Source organism: Pseudomonas sp. 1912-s (genome assembly GCF_029269205.1).
Classification (GTDB): Bacteria; Pseudomonadota; Gammaproteobacteria; order Pseudomonadales; family Pseudomonadaceae; genus Aquipseudomonas.
This window is the reverse complement of record NZ_JARIXR010000002.1, coordinates 99,337-116,095: the sequence shown is the minus strand read 5'-3', so window position 1 is coordinate 116,095 and position 16,759 is coordinate 99,337. Positions and strand designations below refer to the sequence as shown.

The window sequence follows — 16,759 nt, the reverse complement described above, 5'->3', positions numbered from 1 at the left end:
GTAAAGACCCTGTAGCCACTATAGGGTCAAGCACCCTTTTGGAGATTGCTGCGATGAAGATCGGCGAATTGGCAAAATTGACGGATTGCCAGGTGGAAACCATCCGTTATTACGAGAAGGAAGGCCTGCTGCCGCCGCCTGCGCGCAGTGACGGTAATTACCGCCTGTACACCCAGGCGCACACCGAGCGGCTGGTGTTTATCCGTAACTGCCGCAGCCTGGACATGACCCTTGAGGAAATTCGCAGCCTGCTGGGCTTGCGGGACAGCCCCCGGGACCAGTGCGAAAGCGTGAATGCGTTGATCGACGAGCACATCCACCACGTCAAGGCACGGATCGACGGGCTGCTGGCGTTGCAGGAACAGTTGCTCGACCTGCGCCAACGCTGTGGCGGCGGGCCGGACCTGGATCAGTGCGGGATTTTGCAGCGGCTGGAAGTCAGCGGGAGTGTCGCGGCCAGCGAGGCTGAGCCCTCGCATGTGGGCAGAAGCCACGGCCATTGAATGTGTACACAAAACAAATGTGGGAGCGGGCTTGCTCGCGAAGGCGGTAGATCAGTCATATTTCCGGCGACTGACACACCGCTTTGGGAGCAAGCCCCCTCCCACATTGATCAGATGGCTACGTCGGCCTTGATGCTTGGGTCGGCGTCATAGCCCACGATTTCAAAGTCTTCGAATTTGTAATCGTAGATCGACTCGGGTTTACGCTTGATCACCAGCTCCGGCAGTTTCTTCGGCGTGCGCGCCAGCTGGGTCTGGATCTGTTCCATATGGTTGCTGTAGGCGTGGGTATCGCCCGTGGTGACGATGATCTCGTGAGGGATCAGGTCGCATTGCTGGGCCAGCATATGGGTCAGCAGCGCCAGGGCAGCGGTGTTGTACGGCAGGCCGAGGAATACGTCGGAGCTGCGGATGTACAGCTGCATCGACAGATGACCGTCATGCACGAAGGCCTGGTACAGCAAATGGCAAGGCGGCAGGGCCTGCTTGCCGTCGCGGGCGTTTTGCTGCGGGCTTTTGGTCTCGTCCGGCAGGTATTCGACGTTCCAGCCGTGGAACAGGATGCGGCGGCTGTTGGGGTTGGTCTTCAACGTCTCGACCATGTAGTCGATCTGGTTGATCTTGCCGCCATCCTTGGTCGGCCAGGCAGTCCACTGCTCGCCGTACACCGGGCCCAGGTCGCCGTCTTCGGTGGCCCATTCGTCCCAGATCCGCACGCCGTTTTCGTTCAGCCACTTGATGTTGGTGTTGCCGCTCAACATCCAGATCAATTCGTTGGCGATGCTTTTGAAGTGAAGCTTCTTGGTGGTCAGCAGCGGGAAGCCGTCGGCCAAGCTATGCCGAAACTGACGGGCAAACACGGCCTTGGTGCCGGTACCGGTGCGATCGCCCTTGGTCAGGCCATTGGTCACGACATCGTTCAGTAGTTCGAGATATTGCTTCATGTGTATACCTGTATCGTTGAAGCCGGGACCCTCGGGCCCCGGCGTTCGAATTTAAAGCGCGGTGTTCTTGATGCCTTGCGGGCGATTGTAAGCCCACCACAGCAGGCCCAGGCCGGCGATGATCATCGGCAGGCTGAGAATCTGACCCATGGTCACCCAGCCCCACGCCAGGTAGCCCAGCTGCGCATCCGGCACGCGCACGAACTCGACGATAAAGCGGAAGATCCCGTAGAACAACGCGAACATGCCCGACACGGCCATGGTTGGGCGTGGCTTGCGCGAGAAGATATAAAGGATCAGGAACAGCGCCACACCTTCCAGGGCGAACTGGTACAGCTGCGACGGGTGGCGCGGCAATTGCGCCGGGTCGCTGAACGGCGGGAACACCATGGCCCACGGCACATCGCTCGGCTTGCCCCACAATTCGGCGTTGATGAAGTTACCAATGCGCCCGGCACCCAGGCCAATCGGCACAAACGGGGCGACGAAGTCCATCAGCTGGAAGAACGACTTGCCGTTACGCCGGCCAAACCACCACGCCGCGATCATCACGCCCACAAACCCGCCGTGGAACGCCATGCCGCCCTTCCACACCTCGAAGATCAAAGTCGGATTGGCGATGTAGGCTGGCAGGTCGTAGAACAGCACATACCCCAGGCGTCCGCCGACGATCACCCCCATCGACATCCAGAACACCATGTCGGAGAGTTTCTCCTTGGTCCAGGTCGGGTCGAAACGGTTCAGGCGCCGGGAAGCCAGCAACCAGGCACCGCCAATGCCGATCAGGTACATCAACCCGTACCAGTGGATTTGCAGCGGACCGATGGCCACGGCCACCGGGTTGATCTGCGGGTAAGGCAGCATTGCGACTCCTCGTTAAATCAATAGTGTTGGCGCATCGGACCATGCCGGTGCGCGATTAAGTCTGCGTTACAGCAAAAAATTCAGCCCCACACAAAACAGCAGCCCGGCGAACAGCCGCTTGAGCAAGCGCGGCGACAACCGGTGTGCCAGGCGCGCGCCGAAACGGGCGGCCACCATGCTGGTAAGCGCAATGCCCAGCAGCGCCGGCAAGTACACAAAGCCGAGACTATGATCGGGCAGCAGCGGATCATGCCAGCCCAAAATCATGAAACTTAACGCACTGGCCAGAGCAATCGGCAAGCCGCAGGCCGATGAAGTGGCCACCGCCTGCTGCATCGGCACACTGCGCCAGGTCAGGAACGGCACGGTCAACGAACCGCCGCCGGTGCCGAAAATCGCCGAAGACCAGCCAATCACGCCGCCCGCCAGGGTCAGGCCAAGCTTGCCCGGTACCTGGCGGCTGGCCTTGGGCTTGAGCTCCAGGGTCATCTGCACGGCGATCACCAAGGCGAATACACCGATGATCTTCTGCAAGTGCGGCCCGGAAATCGCCTCGGCGGTCAGCGCACCAAGGCCCGCGCCCAGCAGGATGCCCACGGCCATCCACACAAAGATCGGCCAGCGCACGGCACCCCGCCGGTGATGCTCGCGCACCGCATTGACCGACGTGAAGATAATAGACGCCAGGGACGTGCCCACAGCGAGATGGGTCAGCACCGAGGGATCGAAGCCCTGCAAGGTGAAACTGAACACCAGCACCGGGACAATAATGATCCCGCCGCCCACGCCAAACAGCCCGGCGAGCATGCCCGCACAGGAACCCAGCAGCAAATACAGGAGAAATTCCATGGGAGCCCCCGAAAACAGACCGGCATGTTAACGGATGCAAAGCACAGGGTTCTATGGGTAGAGTGGGCAAAACACAAAGGGATCGCCTTATGTGCCTGATTGTTTTCGCCTGGCGGCCGGGCCACGCCCAACCGCTGATCGTCGCGGCCAACCGTGACGAGTTTTATGCCCGGCCCAGCCTGCCGTTGGCCCAGTGGCTGGATGCACCCCATGTTTACGCAGGCAGGGACCAGGAAGCGGGCGGGACCTGGCTGGGGGTTGGGGCCGATGGGCGCTTTGCGGCGCTGACCAATATTCGGGATCCGCACCAGCCACCGGCGCGCAAGTCGAGGGGTGAGCTGGTGGCGCGTTTTCTCAGCGGTTCGCTGCCGATTGACGACTATTTGGCCGACGTTAACGGTCGATCGATTGAATATGCCGGGTTTAACCTGTTGGTCGGGACGCCGGATGCGTTGTGGCATTACAACGCCAATGAATCTGCGCCGACGCGGCTGGAAGCTGGGGTTTATGGGTTATCCAATGCTGGGCTGGATACGCCGTGGCCGAAGTTGTTGAAGGCCAAGGCGGCGCTGGCAGAAGTGCTGGACGATCCTCAGCCTGAGGCCTTGCTGGGGATTTTGAGCGACCCGCAGACGGCGCCGTTTGCCGACCTGCCGGACACCGGCGTGGGCTTGGCGACGGAGAGCTTGCTGTCGAGTGTGTTTATTGCCAGCCCCAGTTACGGGACGCGGGCGAGTACGGCGCTGATTGTGAGTGCCGACGGGACACGGCATATCGTGGAGCGCAGTTTTGGGCCCCATGGTGGCAGGCTGGGCGAGGTGGAACTGAAGCTTTAGCAGTGACTGGACTGGCCTCATCGCGGGCAAGCCCGGCTCCCACAGGGAAATGCATTCCAAATGTGGGAGCTGGCTTGCCTGCGATGAAGGCGCCTCGGTTTAGAGGGTTTTTGCAGACGCCGGATTGATCATCCGCGCCAACCCAAGGTTCTTCAGCGCCAATTGCAGCGAGCTGTGAATAACTTGCGGGTTGTCGATGGTCATCAACTCCGCCAGCAGTTCCTTGGCCCGGCTCAGATTGATCTGGCGCAGCATCCATTTCACCTTCGGCAAGTTGGTGGCGTTCATCGACAGGCTGTCAAAGCCCATCGCCATCAACAGCACCGCCGCCGCCGGGTCACCGGCCATCTCGCCGCAGATGCTCACTTGCTTGCCTTCGGCATGGGCGTCACGCACCACGTTCTGCAGGGCTTGCAGCACCGCCGGGTGCAGGTAGTCGTACAGGTCGGCCACCCTTGGGTTGTTGCGGTCCACGGCCAGCAGGTACTGGGTCAGGTCGTTGGAGCCCACCGACAGGAAGTCCACCTGCCGCGCCAGCTCCTTGGCCTGGTACACCGCCGCCGGAATCTCGATCATCACGCCAATCGGCGGCATCGGCACGTCGGCGCCTTCGTCGCGCACTTCGCCCCAGGCCCGGTGGATCAGGTGCAGGGCTTCTTCCAGCTCGTGGGTGCCGGAGATCATCGGCAGCAAAATGCGCAGGTTGTTCAGGCCTTCGCTGGCCTTGAGCATGGCGCGGGTCTGGACGAGGAAGATTTCAGGGTGGTCGAGGGTAACGCGAATACCGCGCCAGCCAAGGAAGGGGTTGTCTTCCTTGATCGGGAAATACGACAGTGACTTGTCGCCGCCAATGTCCAGGCTGCGCATGGTCACCGGTAACGGATGGAAGGCGGACAGTTGCTCGCGATAAATCGCCAGCTGCTCCTTCTCACTCGGAAAACGCTGATTGATCATGAACGGCACTTCGGTGCGGTACAGTCCCACCCCTTCGGCGCCACGCTGTTGCGCACGGGCCACGTCCGCCAGCAGGCCGGTGTTGACCAGCAGCGGTACACGGTGGCCGTCGAGGGTCACGCACGGCAATTCCCGCAGGGCGTCGAGGCCCTGGGACAGCTGGCGTTCTTCTTCCACCACTTCGGCGTATTGCTTGCGCAGCACTTCGCTGGGGTTGGTATAGACCTCGCCGTGGTAGCCGTCGACGATCATTTCGATGCCGTCGACCTTGGAATACGGCAGGTCCACCAGGCCCATCACCGTCGGAATGCCCATGGCCCGGGCCAGGATCGCGACGTGGGAGTTGCCCGAACCCAGTACCGAGACCAGGCCCACCAGTTTGCCTTCCGGCACTTCGCCGAGCATGGTGGCGGTCAGCTCTTCACTGATCAGGATGGTGTTGTCGGGGTACACCAGGGTGGTCGAGCGCTCTTCCTGCAGGTAGGCCAGCAGACGGCGACCGAGGTCTTTCACGTCGGAGGCGCGTTCGCGCAGATAGGCGTCGTCCATCAATTCGAAACGGTTGACGTGATCGGTGACCACCTGGCGCAGCGCGCCCTGGGCCCACTGGCCGGTCTTGATCACGTCCTTGACTTCGCTGCCCAAGGACGCGTCGTCGAGCATCATCAGGTACACGTCGAACAGCGCCCGCTCTTCAGGCCGCAACTGGGTGGCCAGCTTGGTCGACAGGGTGCGCATGTCATTGCGCACGCCTTCGAGGGCGGTCTTGAACAGGATGATTTCAGCGTCGATGTCGGTGACGGTCTTGTCCGGCACCACGTCCAGGTCTGCCGGCGGCAGCATGACCACGGCAGTACCGACGGCAGCACCCGGCGAACCCGGCACGCCGACGAACTTGGCTTCCTGGATGCCTTTGCCCTGGCGCCCCAGGCCGCGAATCGAACCGGTGGCCTCGGCGTGGGCGATAACCCCGGCGAGCTGCGCGCTCATGGTCACGAGGAAGGCTTCTTCACCTTCGTCGAACTGGCGGCGTTCTTTTTGCTGGATGACCAACACGCCGACAACGCGGCGGTGGTGAATGATCGGCGCACCGAGGAACGAGGCGTAACGCTCTTCGCCGGTTTCGGCAAAGTAGCGATAACGCGGGTGATCGGCCGCATTTTCGAGGTTCAGGGGTTCTTCACGCGTCCCCACCAGGCCCACCAGACCTTCATTGGGCGCCATGCTGACCTTGCCGATGGAGCGCTTGTTCAAGCCCTCGGTGGCCATCAGGACAAAACGGTTGGTCTCGGGGTCCAGCAGGTAAACCGAGCAGACCTGGCTGCCCATGGCTTCCTTGACGCGCAACACAATAATCCCCAACGCCGCCTTGAGATCCTTGGCGGAGTTAACTTCCTGGACGATCTTGCGCAGCGTATTGAGCATGGCTCGGGGTCGAACTCCGTCGTCAGTCGCGCGCTAAAAGGCGCGGGGCAAGCTCTTTAAGAGCGCGACGATAAACCTCGCGCTTGAATGTCACCACCTGGCCCAACGGATACCAATAACTGACCCAGCGCCAGCCATCGAACTCCGGTTTACCGGTCAAATCCATCCGCACCCGCTGCTCGTTGGAGATCAGGCGCAGGAGAAACCATTTCTGTTTCTGGCCGATGCACAGCGGTTGGCTGTGGGTGCGGACCAGACGTTGCGGCAAACGATAGCGCAACCAGCCTCGGGTGCAGGCCAGAATTTGCACATCTTCGCGTTCCAGGCCTACTTCTTCGTTCAACTCACGGTACAAGGCGTCTTCAGGGGTTTCGTCGGGGTTGATTCCGCCTTGAGGAAACTGCCAGGCATCTTGGTTGATACGGCGAGCCCATAGCACCTGTCCGGCATCATTCGTAAGAATAATCCCGACATTAGGACGGAAACCATCGGGGTCGATCACGGCAACAACCTCGCAAACGCATGTCACCGCATTGTTCCACAAAGATTGATACAGCGGCAACGAGGCTGCTTACCTTATGTGCACTCTTGTGAAAAGACCGTATTCTGGACGCCTTTTTACAGACTTTTCAGCGAGTAACTGCAATGCGCCTGGCTTTATTCGACTTGGACAACACGCTTTTGGGGGGTGACAGCGATCACGCCTGGGGCGATTACCTCTGTGAACGCGGGATTCTCGACGCGGTGGCCTACAAGGCCCGCAACGATGAGTTCTACCAGGATTACCTGGCCGGCAAGCTGGATAACGCCGAGTACCTGAACTTCTGCCTGGAAATCCTCGGCCGCACCGAAATGGCTCAGCTGGATGAATGGCACCGCGACTACATGCGCGACTGCATCGAGCCGATCCTGCTGCCCCAGGCGGTTGAATTGCTGGCCAAGCACCGGGCGGCGGGCGACAAGCTGGTAATCATCACCGCGACCAACCGCTTTGTGACCGCACCGATTGCCGAGCGGTTGGGGGTTGAAACCCTGATTGCCACGGAATGCGAGATGCAGGATGGCCGTTACACCGGGCGCAGTACGGATATCCCGTGCTTTCGCGAGGGCAAGGTGACGCGCTTGAATCGTTGGCTGGAAGAGACCGGGTACAACCTGGAGGACAGCTACTTCTATAGCGACTCGATGAATGACCTGCCGCTGCTGGAGCAGGTGACGCATGCGGTGGCGGTGGATCCGGATCCGAATCTGCGCGCTGAAGCCGAAAAGCGTGGCTGGCCGGTGATCACCCTGCGCGGCTGATAACCTGCATTGATCGGTTTTTTGTGGTGAGCGGGCTTGCCCCGCGCGAGGCACGCCCGCTCACCACAAGTGTTTTACCAGCCCTTAAACCGGCTTGGCGCCCATCAACCCGGCAATCGCCACAAACCCCACCAGGCTCACCACCGCCAGCGCCACGGTGAAGTTCACACTCCCCGCCCCGCCCAACCGCAGTCGATTAAGCCGCGCCACCAGCCAGAACCAGCTCAGCGCCGCCACGGTGTAGATCACGCTGGAGCCCAGAATCCACGTTTGCCCCAGCGGCCAGCCGATCAAGTGCACCAGCCACCAGCCGGTGAACGGCATGCTCACCACGCAAATGCCCATCAACAGCCACACAAACACCCACGGCCGCTGCACGGTATAGGCAGGCCCTGCGCTGCGTTTGCGCCAGGCCAGCACCGCCAGCGCAATGCCGCTGAGCAGCAGCAACACCGTGGCCGCGATGTGGATAACTCTAAGGGTGGTCAGCGTTTCCATGTTCTCGATTCCTTGAAGGCCGCCCAGTCAGCGTAGTCGCTCAACCGAGGAACAGCTGGTAGGCCGGGTTATCACTTTCATCCCAGTATGGGTAGCCAATGGCCTCCAGCGCCGCTGGCACCAGGTGACGCTCGTCCGCCGGCACTTGCAGGCCCGCCACTACACGCCCGTCGGCGGCGCCGTGGTTGCGATAGTGGAACATCGAGATGTTCCAGCGCCCGCCCAATTTGTTAAGAAAGTTGAACAGCGCCCCCGGACGCTCCGGGAATTCGAAGCGGAACACCACTTCATCGCTGACGTGCGCCGCATGGCCGCCGACCATATGACGGATGTGCAGCTTGGCCAGTTCGTTTTCCGTCAGGTCCAGCACCGGGAAACCCTGGCTGGTGAGGCTGGCGATCAGCGCGCTGCGTGGGTCGTTTTCCGGGTGGGTCTGCACGCCGACAAAAATGTGCGCCTCACGGCCGGAGTGGTAGCGGTAGTTGAATTCGGTGATCTGGCGCTTGCCCACGGCTTCGCAGAAGGCCTTGAAGCTGCCCGGCTTCTCGGGGATGGTCACGGCGATGATGGCTTCGCGGCCTTCACCCAGCTCGGCGCGCTCGGCCACGTGGCGCAGGCGGTCGAAGTTGACGTTGGCCCCGGAATCGATGGCCACCAGGGTTTGCCCGGTGATGCCACGGGTCTCGACGTATTTCTTGATACCCGCCACGCCCAGGGCGCCGGCAGGTTCTGTGATCGAGCGGGTGTCGTCGTAGATGTCCTTGATCGCCGCGCAGATTTCATCAGTGCTGACGGTGATCACTTCATCCACGTAATCCTTGCAGATGTCGAAGGTGTGCTGGCCGATCTGCGCCACCGCCACGCCGTCGGCGAAGATGCCCACGGTCGGCAATACCACGCGTTCGCCCGCGGCCATGGCGGCTTGCAGGCAGTTGGAGTCGTCCGGCTCGACGCCGATGATCTTGATTTCGGGCCGCAGGTACTTCACGTACGCCGCAATACCGGCGATCAGGCCGCCGCCGCCCACCGGGACGAAAATCGCGTCCAGTGGCCCCGGGTGCTGGCGCAGGATCTCCATCGCCACGGTGCCCTGCCCGGCAATGGTGTGCGGATCATCGTAGGGGTGAATGTAGACGTAGCCTTTTTCGTCGACCAGCTTCAGCGAATACGCCAGGGCTTCCGGGAAAGAATCCCCGTGCAGCACCACTTTGCCGCCACGGGAGCGCACGCCTTCGACCTTGATCTCGGGGGTGGTCTTGGGCATCACGATGGTGGCCTTGACCCCCAGCACCTTGGCCGCCAGGGCCAGGCCCTGGGCGTGGTTGCCCGCCGAGGCGGTGACCACGCCGCGTGCACGCTCTTCGGCGCTCAGTTGGGTCAACTTGTTGTAGGCGCCGCGAATCTTGAACGAGAACACCGGCTGCAAGTCTTCGCGCTTGAGCCAGACCGTGTTGCCCAGCCGCTCGGAGAGCTGGCGGGCGGTCTGCAGCGGGGTTTCTACGGCAACGTCGTAAACGCGCGAGGTGAGGATCTTTTTGACGTACTGTTCAAGCATCGGAAAGCATCACTGGGCGGGTTGGGCAGGGCCAAGGAGTCTAACCCAGCGTTTGGCCGGGCGACCACACGAAAACCGAGGTTTTGTTGGGTTATACTCGCGCCCCTCTTTACTCCCCGCCCGTTCCGGAGCCCGCATGACCCAGGATCAACTCAAACAGGCAGTGGCCCAGGCCGCCGTCGATTTAATCCTTCCTAAACTCGACGATAAAAGCATCGTCGGTGTCGGCACCGGTTCCACCGCCAATTGCTTTATCGATGCGCTGGCCCTGCACAAGGGCGCGTTCGACGGCGCGGTCGCCAGCTCCGAAGCCACGGCTGCACGGCTCAAGGGCCACGGTATTCCGGTGTATGAGCTGAACACCGTCAGCGACCTGGAGTTCTACGTCGACGGCGCCGATGAAAGCGACGCCCACCTGAACCTGATCAAGGGCGGCGGCGCAGCCCTGACCCGCGAGAAGATCGTCGCGGCCGTGGCCAAGACCTTCATCTGCATCGCCGACGCCAGCAAACTGGTGCCGGTACTCGGCGCGTTCCCGCTGCCCGTGGAAGTGATCCCTATGGCCCGCAGCCACGTGGCCCGCGAGCTGGTGAAGCTGGGCGGCGACCCGGTGTACCGCGAAGGCGTGCTGACCGACAACGGCAACATCATCATCGACGTGTTCAACATGCAGATCACTGATCCGGTGACGCTGGAGCGCTCGATCAATGCCATCGTCGGCGTGGTCACCAACGGTTTGTTCGCAGCCCGCCCGGCTGACGTATTGCTGCTGGGCACCCCGGAAGGCGTGAAAACCCTCAAGGCGTAAGCGGCTTCTTGAACACATAGAACAAGTTGGGCTCACTGACCATGTACAACGTGCCGTCGTTGTCCATGGCAATCCCTTCGGCCTGAGGCACGCGCTGCTTCAGGCCATGGCGCCCCTTGAGCAGCGACAGACTGCTCAGGGGACGACCGTCGATATCCAGTTCCAGCACCAGGAATGACTCATCCGACAGCGCCAGCAGATGGCCGCTGCGCTCATCGTATTGCAGGCTCGACAGGTCGCGCACAAACAACCCGGCATCGCGCTTGGGGTTGTTGATCACGTGCACCGAGTAGGTTTTTTCCGGTTTGAAATGGGGAAAGCCGTGGACCTCGTATATCAGCATCGGGTCGCGTTCCTTGGCCACAAACAGGCGCTTGCCCACCGAGTCATAGGCCAGGCCTTCGAAACCCTTGTTGCCGCCCAGGTGCACGCCGAGGGTCATTTGCTCGGCGTCGGCGGCGTCGAGGAACCGGGTGTCGTCATCCACGTGGACCTTGATCAGCCGCTGTTGGCGCTCGTCGCTGATGACGTAGGTGTTGTCGCTGATGTACTCCACAGCCTCGGCATCGCCAAAGCCCACCAGCGCAATACGCCGCAGGATTTTGCCGTCCAGGGACAGCTCGACCAGCTCGGCGTTTTTGTTGGTGACGGTAAACAGGCTGTTGCGCACCGGATCAAAGGTCAGGGCCGAGACATCATCGTTGAGGCCGTCGATCACCTGTGCTTCCAGGCTCACCTGATAATCCCCCAGGCCAATGGAATGCTCACCGGCGGGATGGCGCCACGACTGCCAGTTAAACCAGGCACGCTCGAACAGGCGCAGTTGCTGAGCGACCACGCCGACAGCCACCAGGGCGATCAGGATCAGAATGAAAAAAGCAGGTTTGGGACGGGCAAGTCGACGCATCAGGGCGGGGCTCAAAGTGAAAACTGGCGAATGAATATCACGGTCGCCTGAATTTAAACTTAAACGCCCCGGGTGTCTGGCGTATGCCGCAGATAGAGAAAAATCTGACGTAATCGAACTACTGTGCCTGCTTCTCGAATCGATAGAACAGATTCGGCTCGCTGACGATGTACAGCGTGCCGTTCTCGTCCATCGTCACGCCTTCGGCACGGGGAATGGTGTTCTTCAAGCCATTGAAGCCGCCGAGCAAGGTCATGAAGCTGACTTGCTCGCCCTTCTCGTCCAGCTCCAGCAGCAGGTGGGAATCGGCCGACAGCGCCAGCAGATGGCCGGTGCGCGGGTCGACCGTCAGCGCCGAGAGGTTGCGCATGTCCAACTCACTGTTGGCGAGCTTTTGCTTGTCGCCGGTGAGCGTCTGGCTGCCGTCGCTTTTCCAGGTGAACAGCGCCGGTGGCCGCTCTTCGCCGAGAATCAGCTGTTGGTTGCGCTTGTCCCAGGTGATCGCCTCGAAGGCTTTGTTCTGGTCTTTCGAAGGGCCGAGGTCATAGGACGGGAAGTCGGCTTTGTTCAACTGCTGGGTCTGGGGGTCGACCTTGATGATGGTCAGGCTGTGCTGGCGCTCATCGACCACGGCCATCAGGCCGTTTTCCATCATGGTCACGCCTTCCGGGTTGTTCCAGCCGTTGAGTGGCATCTTGCGCAGCACGTCGCCTTGCAGGGTCAACTCAACCAGGAATGGGTTCTTGCCCATCACCGAAAACAGGGTTTTGGTCTGCGGGTTATAGGCCAGGTCCGAGGCTTCGTCTTTCTCCATGCCGGGTAACAGCTTGGCGTCAATCACCGCGTGATAGTCCGGGAGCCAGACGCTTTCCAGACGCTCGGTCGGGGTTTCGAAGCGCTCCGCCACCCACAACAAGCCGCGATCGTCCCAGTGCATCGCCCAGGCCACGCCATAGATGATCGCGCCAGCCAGGAACAACCAGGAATACCAGCGCATGGCGAGGCGGGAACGCAGCGTAGGTTTTACAGATGGGAGAGGCACGGCCATTACGCTTTCCAGAAAGTCAGCTTTAGGGGATAGCACAGGATCAGAGGGTCCGCGCGCAGGAGGCTAAGGATTATCCGGATGGGGTGTGAAAAAAATGCAAAAACCGATATTTCCAGACAAACACAAAACAATGTGGGAGCCGGGCTTGCCCGCGATGGCGGCGGGTCAGTCAACATTTAAGGCGACTGACACACCGTCATCGCGGGCAAGCCCGGCTCCCACATTTTTGCCAGTGTCTTAGCGCACGCTGCTTTCGAAGCGGCTCACACCCGGCAATTCCAGCACCAGCTCATCCCCCACATTCAGCGGGCCCACGCCTGCCGGTGTACCCGTGAGGATCACATCCCCGGCCTGCAGCGAGAAGCAGCCGGCCATGTACTGGATCATCGGAATGATCGGGTTGAGCATGATCGCGCTGTTGCCGTCCTGGCGCACTTCGCCATTGATGGTCAGGCGAATGCCGATGTCGGTCACGTCCGGGAAGGTGCTGCCGACGACGAACGGGGCAATCACCGCCGCGCCATCAAACGACTTGGCGATTTCCCACGGCAGGCCCTTGGCTTTCAGCTCGGCCTGTTTGTCCCGCAGGGTCAGGTCCAGGGCCGGGGCAAAACCGGAGATGGCGTCCAGCACTTCCTCACGGCTGGGCTTGGTCGACAACGGCTTGCCGATCAACACCGCGATTTCCGCTTCGTAGTGCACCGAACCGCGCTCGGCAGGGATGGCGAAACCGCCTTCCAGCGCCACCACGCAGCTGCCTGGCTTGATAAACAGCAGCGGCTCGGTCGGTACCGGGTTATCCAGTTCCTTGGCGTGTTCGGCGTAGTTACGCCCGATGCACACCACTTTCCCCAGGGGAAAGTGAATATTGGTGCCGTCGACATACTTGTGCTGGTAGCTCATGGACCGACTCCTTCAGGGACTGTTAAACAGCGAAAATCTTGCCCGGGTTCATGATCCCGTTAGGGTCGAACACCGCTTTCACTGCCTTCATGTATTCAATTTCAACCGGCGAACGGCTGTAGGTCAGGTAATCGCGCTTGGTCATGCCCACGCCGTGTTCGGCGGAGATCGAGCCGTTGTACTTCTGCACGGTCTCGAACACCCACTTGTTGACGGTGGCGCACTTGGCGAAGAACTCGTCCTTGCTCAGGTTTTCCGGCTTGAGGATGTTCAAGTGCAGGTTGCCGTCGCCGATGTGGCCGAACCAGACAATTTCGAAGTCCGGGTAGTGTTCGCCGACGATCGCGTCGATTTCCTTCAGGAATGCCGGCACTTTCGACACAGTCACCGAAATGTCGTTCTTGTACGGGGTCCAGTGGGAAATGGTCTCGGAGATGTACTCGCGCAGCTTCCACAGGTTGTGCAGTTGGGTTTCGCTCTGGCTCATCACGCCGTCCAGCACCCAGCCCTGCTCGACGCAGTGCTCGAAGGTTTCCAGGGCCTGGTTGGCAACCTCTTCCGTGGTCGCTTCAAATTCCAGCAGCGCGTAGAACGGGCAGTCGGACTCGAACGGCGCCGGCACGTCGCCACGGCCGAGGACTTTGGCCAGGGCCTTGTCGGAGAAGAACTCGAAGGCAGTCAGGTCCAGCTTGCTCTGGAAGGCGTGCAGCACCGGCATGATCGAGTCGAAATCGGTGGTGCCCAGCACCATGGCGGTGAGGTTTTTCGGCGCACGGTCCAGGCGCATGGTGGCTTCCACCACAAAGCCCAGGGTGCCTTCAGCGCCGATGAACAGCTGGCGCATGTCGTAGCCGGTGGCGTTCTTGATCAGGTCTTTGTTCAGTTCCAGCAGGTCGCCCTTGCCGGTGACGACCTTCATGCCGGCTACCCAGTTACGGGTCATTCCGTAGCGAATGACCTTGATCCCGCCGGCATTGGTGCCGATATTGCCGCCAATCTGGCTGGAACCGGACGAGGCGAAGTCCACCGGGTAATACAGGCCTTTTTCTTCGGCGACGTTCTGCAATTGCTTGGTGACCACGCCCGGCTGACACACGGCGGTGCGGTCGGTAAGGTTCACGTCGAGGATCTGGTTCATATAGTCGAAGGACACAACCACTTCGCCATTCGCTGCAACGGCAGCGGCCGACAGGCCGGTGCGGCCACCGGACGGCACCAGCGCCACCTTGTGTTCATTGGCCCAACGGACGATGGCCTGCACCTGTTCGGTGGTCTTCGGGAAGACGATGGCGACCGGGGCCGGCGCGAAATGCTTGGTCCAGTCCTTGCCGTAAGCCTCAAGGGAGTCAGCATCGGTCAGGACCTTGCCAGGCTCAACCAGGGTCTTCAGCTCATCAATCAGGGCAGGATGGGTCATCGACAGAACTCTCGAACAATTCATGGTCATCCTGAGAACGCTTCACGTCGCAGGAATGGGTGTTTAGCGGGGCACGTATGCTAGCATACCGCCCCCGCAGGATAGTGCCCAAGGGCGTTCTGCGGTGACGGCTTTCCTGCCGTCCGGGTCAGCTCCCCGCTGTCCGATTCCCTGCCATTTTTCTCCGGGATACAGGTTTACGCAGATGAGCAAGACTTCTCTCGATAAGAGCAAGATCAAGTTCCTTCTTCTGGAAGGCGTCCACCCATCGGCTGTCGACGTTCTGAAAGCCGCTGGGTACTCCAGCATTGAGTACATCACCAGTTCTCTGCCGGAAGCCCAGTTAAAGGAAAAGATCGCCGACGCGCACTTTATCGGCATTCGCTCCCGTACTCAGCTGACCGAAGAGATCTTCGATCACGCCAAGAAGTTGGTGGCTGTCGGCTGTTTCTGCATCGGCACCAACCAGGTCGACCTCAACGCAGCGCGCGAGCGCGGCATCGCGGTGTTCAACGCACCGTACTCCAACACCCGTTCCGTAGCCGAACTGGTGTTGGCCGAGGCGATCCTGCTGTTGCGCGGCATTCCCGAGAAGAACGCTTCCTGCCATCGTGGCGGCTGGATCAAGAGCGCAGCCAACTCCTTCGAAATCCGCGGCAAGAAGCTGGGTATCGTCGGTTACGGCTCGATCGGCACTCAACTGTCGGTATTGGCCGAAGGCCTGGGCATGCAGGTGTTCTTCTACGACACCCTGACCAAGCTGCCGCTGGGCAACGCCACTCAGGTGTCGAGCCTGACCGAGCTGCTGGGTATGTCCGACATCGTGACCCTGCACGTACCGGAAACCGCTGAGACCCAGTGGATGATCGGCGAGAAGGAAATCCGCGCCATCAAGAAGGGCGGGATCCTGATCAACGCCGCACGCGGCACCGTGGTCGAGCTGGACGCCCTGGCCGACGCGATCAAGGACAAGCACCTGATCGGCGCCGCCATCGACGTGTTCCCGGTAGAGCCACGCTCTAACGACGACATCTTCGAAAGCCCGCTGCGTGGCCTGGACAACGTGATCCTGACCCCGCACATCGGCGGCTCCACCGCTGAAGCCCAAGCCAACATCGGCCTGGAAGTGTCGGAGAAACTGGTCAAGTACAGCGACAACGGTACGTCGGTGTCCTCGGTCAACTTCCCGGAAGTAGCGCTGCCGGCTCACCCTGGCAAGCACCGTCTGCTGCACATCCACCAGAACATCCCTGGCGTGATGATGGAGATCAACAAGGTCTTCGCGGAAAACGGCATCAACATTTCCGGTCAGTTCCTGCAGACCAACGAGAAAGTCGGCTACGTGGTTATCGACGTAGACGCCGAGTACTCGGACCTGGCGCAAGAGAAGCTGCAACACATCAACGGCACTATCCGTAGCCGCGTGTTGTTCTAATCGTTAAACGCGCACAAAAAAGGGAGACCCTCGGGTCTCCCTTTTTTTGTCTGAACAAATCTTACTTGACGTTAACCGTGATGACTTTCGAGGCTACAGTCGGGTTGAACTGCATGTGCAGTTTGTCGCCGGCGACCAGTTGCAGCGTGTGCTTGCCCGGGGTGAGGGTCAGCTCGGTTTCGGTCTGGGCCTTACCGTAGTGGATCACGGTGTCGGTGGCCGGGATCGGCACGCTGGCGTCAGGCAATTCTTTCTGGTCGATCAGCAGATGGTGGTGGCCGGTGCCCGGGTCCTGGCTGGTGGCCGGGGCCAGTTTCAGGCCTTCCATGCCGAATTTCACGGTGAAGGTCTTGTCGACAGTGGCGCCATCTTTCGGCGACACGATAAACACCTTGGCACCTTCTGGCGGCGCGCTACGCGGGATGCCATCGGCGGCGGTTGCCAGCATCGAAGCGCCCAATAGCAGGCTGGCGAGGGTTGCACGAGACAAAAGAGCTTTCATTCACTTCTC

General features: G+C 60.8%; 17 protein-coding genes. 5 read left to right on the top strand and 12 right to left on the bottom strand.

Annotated features, from left to right (window positions below; all coding sequences use genetic code 11):
• Window positions 1-53 precede the first annotated feature (53 nt).
• Window positions 54-503: a Cd(II)/Pb(II)-responsive transcriptional regulator gene (gene cadR, locus P3C29_RS03315; protein ID WP_201125628.1), complete on the top strand. Its 450-nt coding sequence runs from the start codon at window positions 54-56 to the stop codon at window positions 501-503.
• A 110-nt stretch (window positions 504-613) separates the two neighbouring features.
• Here the strand turns inward: cadR and P3C29_RS03310 are convergent, their stop codons facing one another.
• The 3 genes from P3C29_RS03310 to P3C29_RS03300 all read right to left on the bottom strand — a co-directional run bounded on the left by P3C29_RS03310 (window position 614) and on the right by P3C29_RS03300 (window position 3,160).
• On the bottom strand, window positions 614-1,447 hold the full coding sequence (locus tag P3C29_RS03310; protein WP_010167783.1) for a thymidylate synthase: 834 nt from the start codon (window positions 1,445-1,447) through the stop codon (window positions 614-616).
• A 51-nt stretch (window positions 1,448-1,498) separates the two neighbouring features.
• A complete protein-coding gene (lgt, locus tag P3C29_RS03305) occupies window positions 1,499-2,311 on the bottom strand; it encodes a prolipoprotein diacylglyceryl transferase (protein ID WP_010167785.1) in 813 nt (270 codons plus the stop codon).
• A gap of 66 nt (window positions 2,312-2,377) precedes the next feature.
• Window positions 2,378-3,160 (bottom strand): sulfite exporter TauE/SafE family protein, encoded by a 783-nt coding sequence (locus tag P3C29_RS03300; RefSeq protein ID WP_010167787.1) that lies wholly within the window; start codon window positions 3,158-3,160, stop codon window positions 2,378-2,380.
• 89 nt (window positions 3,161-3,249) lie between these two features.
• On the opposite strand from P3C29_RS03300, the gene P3C29_RS03295 reads away from it, so the two are divergent.
• Complete coding sequence (locus tag P3C29_RS03295) at window positions 3,250-3,996, top strand: NRDE family protein (protein ID WP_201125629.1); 747 nt, start codon at window positions 3,250-3,252, stop codon at window positions 3,994-3,996.
• Window positions 3,997-4,095: 99 nt separating this feature from the next.
• Here the strand turns inward: P3C29_RS03295 and ptsP are convergent, their stop codons facing one another.
• Window positions 4,096-6,375, bottom strand: a complete 2,280-nt coding sequence (ptsP, locus tag P3C29_RS03290; protein ID WP_010167790.1) for a phosphoenolpyruvate--protein phosphotransferase — start codon at window positions 6,373-6,375, stop codon at window positions 4,096-4,098.
• Between the two features lie 22 nt (window positions 6,376-6,397).
• Entirely contained in the window at window positions 6,398-6,877 is a 480-nt protein-coding gene (locus P3C29_RS03285) for an RNA pyrophosphohydrolase (RefSeq protein WP_003176750.1), read from the bottom strand.
• A 143-nt stretch (window positions 6,878-7,020) separates the two neighbouring features.
• On the opposite strand from P3C29_RS03285, the gene P3C29_RS03280 reads away from it, so the two are divergent.
• Entirely contained in the window at window positions 7,021-7,677 is a 657-nt protein-coding gene (locus tag P3C29_RS03280; protein WP_169386893.1) for an HAD family hydrolase, read from the top strand.
• 84 nt (window positions 7,678-7,761) lie between these two features.
• On the opposite strand, the gene P3C29_RS03275 is transcribed toward P3C29_RS03280, so the two are convergent.
• Together P3C29_RS03275 and ilvA are read right to left on the bottom strand one after the other, a co-directional pair.
• Window positions 7,762-8,175: a DUF2269 family protein gene (locus P3C29_RS03275; RefSeq protein ID WP_275963902.1), complete on the bottom strand. Its 414-nt coding sequence runs from the start codon at window positions 8,173-8,175 to the stop codon at window positions 7,762-7,764.
• 40 nt (window positions 8,176-8,215) lie between these two features.
• Window positions 8,216-9,730: a threonine ammonia-lyase, biosynthetic gene (ilvA, locus tag P3C29_RS03270; protein WP_201125630.1), complete on the bottom strand. Its 1,515-nt coding sequence runs from the start codon at window positions 9,728-9,730 to the stop codon at window positions 8,216-8,218.
• Between the two features lie 136 nt (window positions 9,731-9,866).
• Between ilvA and rpiA the strand changes: the two genes are divergently transcribed.
• Window positions 9,867-10,538: a ribose-5-phosphate isomerase RpiA gene (gene rpiA / locus P3C29_RS03265; protein ID WP_201125631.1), complete on the top strand. Its 672-nt coding sequence runs from the start codon at window positions 9,867-9,869 to the stop codon at window positions 10,536-10,538.
• Here rpiA and P3C29_RS03260 read toward each other — a convergent pair.
• From P3C29_RS03260 to P3C29_RS03245, 4 genes are all read right to left on the bottom strand, one after another.
• Window positions 10,528-11,445 (bottom strand): SdiA-regulated domain-containing protein, encoded by a 918-nt coding sequence (locus tag P3C29_RS03260; protein ID WP_201125632.1) that lies wholly within the window; start codon window positions 11,443-11,445, stop codon window positions 10,528-10,530. The two genes, rpiA and P3C29_RS03260, sit on opposite strands and share 11 nt — an antisense overlap.
• A gap of 118 nt (window positions 11,446-11,563) precedes the next feature.
• On the bottom strand, window positions 11,564-12,493 hold the full coding sequence (locus P3C29_RS03255; RefSeq protein ID WP_010167804.1) for an SdiA-regulated domain-containing protein: 930 nt from the start codon (window positions 12,491-12,493) through the stop codon (window positions 11,564-11,566).
• 237 nt (window positions 12,494-12,730) lie between these two features.
• Window positions 12,731-13,396 (bottom strand): fumarylacetoacetate hydrolase family protein, encoded by a 666-nt coding sequence (locus tag P3C29_RS03250; protein ID WP_177086781.1) that lies wholly within the window; start codon window positions 13,394-13,396, stop codon window positions 12,731-12,733.
• Window positions 13,397-13,418: 22 nt separating this feature from the next.
• The gene (locus tag P3C29_RS03245; RefSeq protein ID WP_010167808.1) at window positions 13,419-14,813 is read right to left on the bottom strand and encodes an FAD-binding oxidoreductase; all 1,395 of its coding nucleotides are present in this window, start codon (window positions 14,811-14,813) and stop codon (window positions 13,419-13,421) included.
• Between the two features lie 205 nt (window positions 14,814-15,018).
• On the opposite strand from P3C29_RS03245, the gene serA reads away from it, so the two are divergent.
• Window positions 15,019-16,248, top strand: coding sequence for a phosphoglycerate dehydrogenase (gene serA / locus P3C29_RS03240; RefSeq protein WP_010167810.1), 1,230 nt, complete (start codon window positions 15,019-15,021; stop codon window positions 16,246-16,248).
• Between the two features lie 61 nt (window positions 16,249-16,309).
• Here serA and P3C29_RS03235 read toward each other — a convergent pair whose 3' ends face one another.
• Complete coding sequence (locus P3C29_RS03235) at window positions 16,310-16,750, bottom strand: DUF4399 domain-containing protein (RefSeq protein ID WP_017139512.1); 441 nt, start codon at window positions 16,748-16,750, stop codon at window positions 16,310-16,312.
• Window positions 16,751-16,759: the final 9 nt, after the last annotated feature.